At 71.7% G+C, this 8331-nt stretch carries 9 protein-coding genes; 4 read left to right on the top strand and 5 right to left on the bottom strand.

What is annotated here, in order from left to right; all coding sequences use genetic code 11:
- Nucleotides 1-335 precede the first annotated feature (335 nt).
- Nucleotides 336-1355, bottom strand: a complete 1020-nt coding sequence (locus ACFYP3_RS36275) for a WD40 repeat domain-containing protein (RefSeq protein WP_388842245.1) — start codon at nucleotides 1353-1355, stop codon at nucleotides 336-338.
- Between the two features lie 76 nt (nucleotides 1356-1431).
- On the opposite strand from ACFYP3_RS36275, the gene ACFYP3_RS36270 reads away from it, so the two are divergent.
- Both ACFYP3_RS36270 and ACFYP3_RS36265 read left to right on the top strand, forming a co-directional pair.
- Complete coding sequence (locus ACFYP3_RS36270; RefSeq protein WP_388842243.1) at nucleotides 1432-2118, top strand: SGNH/GDSL hydrolase family protein; 687 nt, start codon at nucleotides 1432-1434, stop codon at nucleotides 2116-2118.
- A 59-nt stretch (nucleotides 2119-2177) separates the two neighbouring features.
- Nucleotides 2178-3167: an aldo/keto reductase gene (locus ACFYP3_RS36265; RefSeq protein ID WP_388842241.1), complete on the top strand. Its 990-nt coding sequence runs from the start codon at nucleotides 2178-2180 to the stop codon at nucleotides 3165-3167.
- Nucleotides 3168-3304: 137 nt separating this feature from the next.
- Here the strand turns inward: ACFYP3_RS36265 and thpR are convergent, their stop codons facing one another.
- From thpR to ACFYP3_RS36250, 3 genes are all read right to left on the bottom strand, one after another.
- Nucleotides 3305-3889 (bottom strand): RNA 2',3'-cyclic phosphodiesterase, encoded by a 585-nt coding sequence (thpR, locus tag ACFYP3_RS36260; RefSeq protein WP_388842239.1) that lies wholly within the window; start codon nucleotides 3887-3889, stop codon nucleotides 3305-3307.
- Between the two features lie 112 nt (nucleotides 3890-4001).
- Nucleotides 4002-5351: an MFS transporter gene (locus ACFYP3_RS36255; protein ID WP_388842237.1), complete on the bottom strand. Its 1350-nt coding sequence runs from the start codon at nucleotides 5349-5351 to the stop codon at nucleotides 4002-4004.
- A gap of 25 nt (nucleotides 5352-5376) precedes the next feature.
- The gene (locus ACFYP3_RS36250) at nucleotides 5377-5814 is read right to left on the bottom strand and encodes a MarR family transcriptional regulator (protein WP_319728456.1); all 438 of its coding nucleotides are present in this window, start codon (nucleotides 5812-5814) and stop codon (nucleotides 5377-5379) included.
- Between the two features lie 130 nt (nucleotides 5815-5944).
- On the opposite strand from ACFYP3_RS36250, the gene ACFYP3_RS36245 reads away from it, so the two are divergent.
- Complete coding sequence (locus ACFYP3_RS36245; protein ID WP_030156886.1) at nucleotides 5945-6127, top strand: hypothetical protein; 183 nt, start codon at nucleotides 5945-5947, stop codon at nucleotides 6125-6127.
- 13 nt (nucleotides 6128-6140) lie between these two features.
- Here the strand turns inward: ACFYP3_RS36245 and ACFYP3_RS36240 are convergent, their stop codons facing one another.
- Nucleotides 6141-7589 (bottom strand): NCS2 family permease, encoded by a 1449-nt coding sequence (locus tag ACFYP3_RS36240; protein ID WP_388842234.1) that lies wholly within the window; start codon nucleotides 7587-7589, stop codon nucleotides 6141-6143.
- A 128-nt stretch (nucleotides 7590-7717) separates the two neighbouring features.
- Between ACFYP3_RS36240 and ACFYP3_RS36235 the strand changes: the two genes are divergently transcribed.
- A complete protein-coding gene (locus tag ACFYP3_RS36235) occupies nucleotides 7718-7996 on the top strand; it encodes a DUF2530 domain-containing protein (RefSeq protein ID WP_388842232.1) in 279 nt (92 codons plus the stop codon).
- Nucleotides 7997-8331 lie beyond the last annotated feature (335 nt).

Raw genomic sequence — 8331 nt, 5'->3', positions numbered from 1 at the left:
CGGGGGCTCCGCCCCCGCACCCCCGCGCAGCGGCATATCCAGCCCCTCCGGCGTTTGAGGAGCGGGGTCTGGGGCGGAGCCCCAGCAGCGGCGCGAGCGCCGAAGTGCGTGGTCAGTGCGGCGCCGCGGTGGGGGGGGGGGCGCCCCCCCCCCCCCGCCCCGCGCCCCCCCCCGCCCGGGGCCCGCCCCCCCCCCCCCCCCCCCAGCGGCGCGAGCGCCGAAGTGCGTGGTCAGTGCGGCGCCGCGGTCGGGGGCCAGCCCCCGAGCCCCCGCGCCTCAAACGCCGGCGGGGCTGGATTGGCCGGCGGCAGCCAAGAGGCGCGGACGCGGCGGGGCTACGGGCGGCGGCGGGCGAGGAGGCGCTTCGCGACGAAGACGACCGCCAGGCCGACCGCCAGGACCACGGCTCCCTTGCCGAAGCTCCCCGTCGGCTCCGCGGCGGACGGACCCGGCGCGCCGGGGGCGGGCGGCGCGGCCGAGGCGCCCGCGGACGGGGCCGCGCCCACCGGGACGGCGATGACGCGGCTGCCCTCCCCCTCCGCGCCGAACATCAGCGTCGAGCCGTCCGGCGTGTACGTCACCGACTCCGCCTGCCCCTGCCACGGCGCGTCCACCCGCTCGCCCTCACCCTCCGGCCTGCCGTCCTTCCACGGGTACGTGCGCGCCCAGAAGTAGCCCCGCAGGGTCAGCCGGTTCCCGTCGGGGGAGAACGCCCCGTCCGTCACCCACGGCACGTCGGCGACCCGCCGGAACACGTTCGACCCGTCCGTCGAGAGCTCCGCGGGACCCTCGTACAGCCCGCCCTTGTTCTCGTCCTTGCTCGCGATGTAGACCCGCCCCGTCACCGGATGCACCATCAGCGCCTCCGCGTTGCGCGGCCCGTCGGCGTACCGCACCGTGAACTGCGCGGCCTTGACCGTGACGTCGCCCAGTTCCTTCGGCTCCGGGAAGCGGTAGATCCACACGTGGTCCCAGGTGCCGTTGCGGTTGTCGCCGATGTCGCCGACGTAGAGCTGTCCGTCCGGCCCCAGCGAGATCGCCTCGACGTCGCGCGGCCTGCCGATCCCGGTCAGGGTCACGCGGGCGACCGTCCTGCCTGTCGCGGAGTCCACCGCGTAGACGTACGGGCCGTCGTCGCTGTCGTTGTGCGTCCAGTACACGCCCGGGTGGATCCGGCTGGCGGCGAGCCCGCTGGACTCCTTGATCCGCGGGTCGGAGATGGTGAACGAGGAGGAGCCGGGGGCCCCCGCCGCGAAGGCCGCGACCGGCGGCACGGCGAGGGCGGCGGCGAGGGCCGCGGAGGCGACGGCGGCGGCAACGGCGGTGCCGGCGGCGGACGGCAGGGGCATGCGCATGCCCCCAGCCTGCCAGTACGTGCCCCGTGTCCGGCGTCACAGAGGTTTCTGTCGCGCGATCCGCGATGATGACCGGATGCGTTTCATGTTCGTCGGCGACTCCATGACCATCGGACGCGCCGGCGATTTCACCTGGCGCTACCGCATGTGGCAGCACCTCGACTCGACCTTCGGCGGCCCCTACCGGATCGTCGGTCCGCGCGCCGAGCTGTACGAGGGCTCCGATGCGTACGCCGACCCGCGCTTCCCCGCGCACGCCCGCCGCCACCTGGCCGGCTGGGGCGAGGGCTGGCAGCACATGGCCCCCCTCATAGGCCCCGCCGTCGCCGCCGCCCGGGCCGACGTCCTGCTCGTCTCCCTCGGCCTGATCGACCTCGGCTTCTACACCGACGCCGAGCAGACCGCCGCCAACGTCCGCCGGTTCATCGCCGGGGCCCGCGCCGCCCGCCCCGGCGTCCGCATGGTGCTGCTGCCCGTCATCCCGAACAGCCGGGCCGAGGAGGACGCGCCCTTCGCGGCCGAGGTGGCCCGTTTCAACGAGCTCCTCGCGAAGGCGGTGGCCGATCTGACGTCCGCCGCCTCGCCGGTCCTGCTGGCCGCCCGCCCGGAGGCGTACGACATCCACCACGACACCTACGACGGCACCCACCCCAACGCCTCCGGCGAGCACCGGCTGGCGGGGGAGTTCGCGGCCGTCCTGCACCAGGCGTGGGGGATCGGCGGCCCGTACAGGCCCGACCGGGTGCAGAACGGCGTGCTGTAACAGCCCTTTCACGGAAGGGTCTTGCTTCGAGCGCACTCCAAGCAGTTGGCTAGGGCCCCATGAAGTACACACAGCTCGGACGTACCGGCCTCAGGGTCAGCCGACTTGTACTCGGCACCATGAACTTCGGCCCCCAGACCGGTGAGCCCGAAAGCCACTCGATCATGGACTCCGCCCTCGACGCGGGGATCAACTTCTTCGACACCGCCAACGTCTACGGCTGGGGCGAGAACAAGGGCCGCACCGAGGAGATCCTCGGCACCTGGTTCGCCCAGGGCGGCCGGCGCCGCGAGAAGACGGTGCTCGCCACCAAGGTCTACGCCAGCATGGCGCCCGAGGGCGAGACCTGGCCCAACTACGACCGCCTGTCGGCGCTGAACATCCGGCGGGCCGTCGACGCCAGCCTCAAGCGGCTCCAGACCGACTACATCGACGTCTACCAGTTCCACCACGTGGACCGGCTGACCCCCTTCGAGGAGATCTGGCAGGCCGTCGAGGTCCTGATCCAGCAGGGCAAGATCCTCTACGCGGGTTCCTCGAACTTCCCCGGCTGGAAGATCGCCCAGGCCAACGAGACCGCGGCGCGCAGCGGCCGGCTCGGGCTGGTCAGCGAGCAGTGCCTCTACAACCTCGCCGAGCGGCGCGCGGAGATGGAGGTCATCCCGGCCGCCGAGGCGTACGGGCTCGGGGTCATCCCCTGGTCCCCGCTCCACGGCGGCCTGCTGGGCGGTGTCCTCAAGAAGGAGGCGACGGGCGGCCGCCGCGCCTCCGGCCGGTCCGCCGACGCGCTCGCCAACAGCTCCGTACGCGCGCAGGTGCAGGCGTACGAGGACCTGCTGGACAAGCACGGCCTGGAGCCGGGCGAGGTCGGCCTGGCCTGGCTGCTGACGCGTCCCGGGGTCACCGGGCCGATCGTCGGGCCGCGCACGCAGGAGCAGCTCGAATCGGCGCTGCGGGCGGTGGAGCTGGAGCTTTCGGACGAGGTCCTGGCCGCCCTGGACGAGATCTTCCCGGGGCCCGGAGCGTCGCCGGAGGCCTTCGCCTGGTAGCTACTGCCCGACGGCAGCCGCCACGGCCACGACGACGAACATCAGCACGAGCACACCGGCCATCACACGGTTTCTGGTCTTGGGATCCACCCGTCGAGCCTAACGCGGGCCGCGGGTGATCCCGTACGCGGTACGGCTCAACCCCGCAGCGGCCAGGAGCCGACCGTCTCGTAGCGGGGCTGCTCGCCCGGCACCCCGCTGACGGGGAGGTTGCTGCGGACGAGGCTGAGCGTGTCGACCGTCCAGGGCGTGCCCTCGAAGTCCGCGAGGGCGTCCAGGTACGGGCGCAGCGGGGTGGCGGTGCCGTGCTCGTGGCCGGGGTCGTGGCGGTGGCCGTGGCTGCGGGCCAGGGTGAGGTGCGGGGTGTACCGGCGGTGCTGCTCCATCGGCACCCCGGCCCGCCGGGCCGCGGCGTCGGCCCGCTCCGCGAGCATCCGCAGGGCGGGCAGCTCCCCGGCGGCGCCGACCCACAGCGCACGGTCCCCGAAGTGCCCGCAGCCGTGCAGGCGCAGCGGGAAGGGGGCGGTGCGGTGGGCCGCGCGGTCGAGGCGGGCGTGCAGGTCGGGGAGGACGTCGTCGCGTACCTCGCCCATGAAGGCGAGGGTGAAGTGCCAGCCCGCTCGCGCGGTCCACGTCAGCTGGTCGTCGTGGACGGCGTCCACGGCGGCGGCGAGCTCATGGACTGCCCCGGCGGGCGGCAGGACGGCTGCGAACAGTCTCATGCGCCGAGCGTACGGCCGCGGCGCCGCTGCCGGGGGCCGGCCCCCGGACCCCCGGCTGAACATGTGGCGCCGCCGCCGGGGGCGGCGCCCCGCTCCTTGCGCCCCGGCAGGGTCAGGCGGCCGGGACCAGGTCGCGCGGGGTGGCCGCAGGGACGAACGTCACACCGCGCCGGCTGACCCGCACGCGGAGGTTCCCGACACGGGCCAGGACCACCGCGATGGCGACGGAGGCGGCCAGCGAGATGACACCCCCCGCGGCCATGCCGATCCGCGCGCCGTACGTGTCCGTGATCCAGCCCAGCAGCGGAGCGCCCAGCGGGGTGCCGCCGGTGAAGACCATCATGAACAGCGCCATGACCCGCCCCCGCATCTCGGGGTCGGTGGCCATCTGCACGCTCGAGTTCGCCGTGACGTTGACCGTCAGGCCGAAGACGCCGATCGGCACGAGCAGCGCCGCGAACAGCCAGAAGCCGGGCGCGAAGGCCGTGACGAGCAGCAGCGCCGAGAACAGCAGGGCGGCGACCACCAGCAGCCGCAGCCGGGAGTGGCCGCGCCGGGCCGCGAGGAGGGCGCCCGCCAGGGAGCCGGCCGCGATCAGGGTGTTGAACAGGCCGTAGGTGCCCGCGTCCCCGTGGAAGACGTCGCTGACGAACGCCGACAGCCAGATCGGGAAGTTGAACCCGAAGGTGCCGATGAAGCCCACGAGCACGATCGGCCAGATCAGCTCGGGCCGGCCGGCGACGTACTGCAGGCCTTCGCGCAGCTGTCCCTTGGCGCGGGGTCGGGGTTCGACCGGGTGGAGCTCCTTCGTCCGCATCATCAGCAGGCCGGCGATGGGGGCGGCGAACGACAGGCCGTTCAGCAGGAAGGCCCAGCCGGAGCCGACGGCGGTGATCAGGACACCGGCGATCGCCGGGCCGACGAGCCGCGCGGACTGGAAGTTGGCGGAGTTCAGGCTGACGGCGTTCGCCACCTGGTCCTTGCCGACCATCTCGGGTACGAACGTCTGCCGCGCCGGGTTGTCGACGACGGTGACGAGGCCGAGCAGGAAGGCCGCGAGGTAGACGTGCCACACCTGGACGTGTCCCGCCAGGGTGAGGACGGCGAGTGCGATGCCGGTCAGGCCCATCGCGCTCTGGGTGGCGAGGAGCAGGGGCCGCTTGGGCAGCCGGTCCGCGAGGACGCCTCCGTAGAGGCCGAACATCAGCATCGGCAGGAACTGCAGGGCGATGGTGATGCCGACGGCGGAGGCGGAGCCGGTCAGGGAGAGGACCAGCCAGTCCTGGGCGATGCGCTGCATCCAGGTGCCCGTGTTCGAGACGACCTGCCCGGTCGCGAAGAGCCGGTAGTTCCGGATCCTCAGCGAGCTGAACATCGAGTTCCTGCCCGCGGGGCCCGCAGGGGCCTTAGTAGGGGTGGATGTGTGGCCGGGTGCGGAGTCTGCTCCGGTTCCCGTACTCAAAAGCGTTCGCCTCCTGGCGTCGTTCCTACAGGTGCGCGAGCTTTTCCAGGACGGGTGCGGCCTCGCGCAGCTTGGCCCACTCGTCCTCGGTCAGCTCGGCCGCGAGCCCGGCCAGGAAGGCGTTGCGCTTGCGGCGGCTCTCTTCGAGCATCGCTTCGGCCTCCTCCGTCTGGCGGACCACCTTCTGGCGGCGGTCGTCGGGGTGCGGTTCCAGCGTGACCAGTCCCTTGGCTTCCAGCAACGCGACGATGCGCGTCATCGACGGCGGCTGGACGTGCTCCCGCCGCGCCAGTTCGCCGGGTGTGGCCTGGCCACAGCGGGCGAGGGTGCCGAGCACCGACATCTCGGTGGGGCTCAGCGACTCGTCGACGCGCTGGTGCTTCAGGCGCCGCCCCAGCCGCATGACGGCGGAGCGGAGGTCGTTCACGGCGGCAGCATCGTCGCCATGGGAAAGGTCAGGCATGTATTTAGAGTAACTCATTACTCTCTCTAAGGAACACCACTTTTGGCGGTCATGCGCGGGGTCACTCGTACGGGTGAGTCGGCGGCCGAAAGTGACACGCGTCCACACCCTCTGCCCCGACTCTTTCGACATGGGGACACATGTGCTGAGCATGCGCATAGACGGGGAGCTCCTCGACAGGCTCCGGACTCACGCCGCCAAACGCGGAATGAGCGTCCAGGACTATGTGGTCCGGACGCTCATCCGCGATGACTTCGACGAGCGCTTCAAGGCCGCCGTCGACGAGACAGAGAAGTTCTACGGGCTGACGTGAGCCCGGGCAGGGCCTACGTCAGGCCGAGGGCGGGCATCGCGTAGTAGAAGACGAACACCGCCGCCACGACGTACATGGCCACCGGGACCTCGCGGCCCCGGCCGGTCGCCGCGCGCAGGGCGCAGAAGGTGATGAAGCCGATGCCGATGCCGTTGGTGATCGAGTAGGTGAAGGGCATCATCACCATGGCCAGGAACGCCGGAACGGCGATGGTGAAGTCGCTCCAGTCGATGTCCTTGATCGAGCCCGCCAGGATCAGGAAGCCGACCGCCACGAGGGCGGGGGTGGCGGCCTGCGACGGGACCATCGTGGCGAGCGGGGTGAGGAACAGCGCCACGCCGAACAGGGCGCCCGTCACGACGTTCGCCAGGCCCGTACGGGCTCCCTCGCCGACCCCGGCCGTCGACTCCACGAAGCAGGTGGTGGCCGAGGACGAGGTGGCGCCGCCCGAGGCGACGGCCAGGCCGTCGATCAGCAGGACCTTGTTGATGCCGGGGAACTCTCCGGTCTCCTTGTCGATCAGCTTGGCCTCGTCGCCGACGCCCAGGATCGTGCCCATGGCGTCGAAGAAGCAGGACAGCAGCACGGTGAAGACGAAGAGGATGCCGGTCAGCACCCCGACCTTCCCGAAGCCGCCGAACAGGCTGACCTGGCCGACCAGCCCGAAGTCGGGCGCGGCCACCGGGTTGCCGGGCCACTCGGGCACGGTGAGGCCCCAGCCCGTGTCGGGCACCTTGGCGATCAGCTGGACGACGACCGCGACGAGGGTCATGGCCACGATGGAGATCAGGATCGCGCCCGGCGTCTTGCGGATCAGCAGGGCCAGGGTGAGCAGCACGCCGATCACGAAGATCAGGACCGGCCAGCCGTCCAGGTGGCCGGTGCCGCCGAGCTGGAGCGGGACCGTGGTGTGGGCGGCGTCCGGGATGCGGGAGACGAAGCCCGAGTCGACCAGGCCGATCAGCATGATGAACAGGCCGATGCCGATGGCGATGCCCTTGCGCAGGCCCAGCGGCACGGCGTTCATGACCCGCTCGCGCAGGCCGGTGGCGACCAGCAGCATCACCACGAAGCCGGCCAGGACCACCATGCCCATGGCGTCGGGCCAGCTCATGCGGGGCGCGAGCTGGAGGGCGACGACCGTGTTCACGCCGAGGCCGGCGGCGAGCGCGATCGGGACGTTGCCGATGACACCCATGAGGAGGGTGGTGAAGGCGGCCGTCAGGGCGGTGGCCGTCACGAGCTGACCGTTGTCGAGCTGGTGCCCGTACATGTCCTTCGCGCTGCCCAGGATGATCGGGTTCAGCACGATGATGTACGCCATCGCGAAGAAGGTGGCGAAGCCGCCGCGGACCTCGCGGGCGACGGTGGAACCGCGCTCGGAGATCTTGAAGTAGCGGTTGATTCCTCCGGAGGGCCCCTGGAGGGAGGGGTCCGGGGCCGTGGCCGTGGGGGTGCTCATACGGTCCTCATTGGGTGGTTCATACGAAGAAAATGGGCCACGCCCAAATCGTTTCAGTATGAACACACGAGCGAAGGGTCGTCCATCTCCGCGCGTAGACCGTGGATTCGCGCGCCTAGACTTGCCGCATGGCGAAATGGACTGCGAAGCATGAGGCGCCCGAGCCCCTGGAGGGCCCCGTCGTCGCTACCGTCACAGGCGGCACGATCCTGTGGTTCGCCCTTTTCCTCGGCCAGCTCCCCTTCTACGGGTGGTTCGCCGACCGCGGCCAGCTGTGGTGGGTCTGGACCTGCGCGGCCGGCGGCTTCCTCGGCCTGATCGGCATCTGGTACGTCCGCGGGCGCGAGGCCGCGCTCAAGCGCCACGCGGCGCAACAGGCGGAACACCACCCACACCCGCAGCCCTAGGCCCCAGACCCCGCCCCGCGCCTCAATCGCCGGCGGGGCTGAACTTGCGCGGCGGGCGGCTCAAAGCCCGGGGCTCCGCCCCGCGCCTCAATCGCCGGCGAGGCTGAATTTGCCCGGCGCAGCCCGAGAGTGCGGCTCAAAGATCGGGGCTCCGCCCCGGACCCCGCGCCTCAAACGCCGGCGAGGCTGGATTTGTGCGGCCTAGCTGAATGGGTGCGGCCGGGCTGGATTTGGGCGGCTGGGTAGCAGGCGGGTCGGTTGGGGTGGGGGTGGGTGTGTGTCGGGGTGATCCCCGCAGGGTGCCAAACGCACTTCCGCCCAGCTCTCCGACACCC

Source organism: Streptomyces sp. NPDC005533 (genome assembly GCF_042871845.1).
GTDB lineage: Bacteria > Actinomycetota > Actinomycetes > Streptomycetales > Streptomycetaceae > Streptomyces.
The sequence above is the reverse complement of the archived record's forward strand: the minus strand, read 5'-3'. Positions and strand labels throughout refer to the sequence as shown.

What these genes read in the sequence shown, in the direction of transcription:
- ACFYP3_RS36250 (WP_319728456.1), bottom strand. Translation starts at nt 5,814, where the DNA reads ATGCCTGACCTTTCCCATGGCGACGATGCTGCCGCCGTGAACGACCTC.
- ACFYP3_RS36270 (WP_388842243.1), top strand. Translation starts at nt 1,432, where the DNA reads ATGCGTTTCATGTTCGTCGGCGACTCCATGACCATCGGACGCGCCGGC.
- ACFYP3_RS36240 (WP_388842234.1), bottom strand. Translation starts at nt 7,589, where the DNA reads ATGAGCACCCCCACGGCCACGGCCCCGGACCCCTCCCTCCAGGGGCCC.
- ACFYP3_RS36245 (WP_030156886.1), top strand. Translation starts at nt 5,945, where the DNA reads ATGGGGACACATGTGCTGAGCATGCGCATAGACGGGGAGCTCCTCGAC.
- thpR (WP_388842239.1), bottom strand. Translation starts at nt 3,889, where the DNA reads ATGAGACTGTTCGCAGCCGTCCTGCCGCCCGCCGGGGCAGTCCATGAG.
- ACFYP3_RS36275 (WP_388842245.1), bottom strand. Translation starts at nt 1,355, where the DNA reads ATGCGCATGCCCCTGCCGTCCGCCGCCGGCACCGCCGTTGCCGCCGCC.
- ACFYP3_RS36235 (WP_388842232.1), top strand. Translation starts at nt 7,718, where the DNA reads ATGGCGAAATGGACTGCGAAGCATGAGGCGCCCGAGCCCCTGGAGGGC.
- ACFYP3_RS36265 (WP_388842241.1), top strand. Translation starts at nt 2,178, where the DNA reads ATGAAGTACACACAGCTCGGACGTACCGGCCTCAGGGTCAGCCGACTT.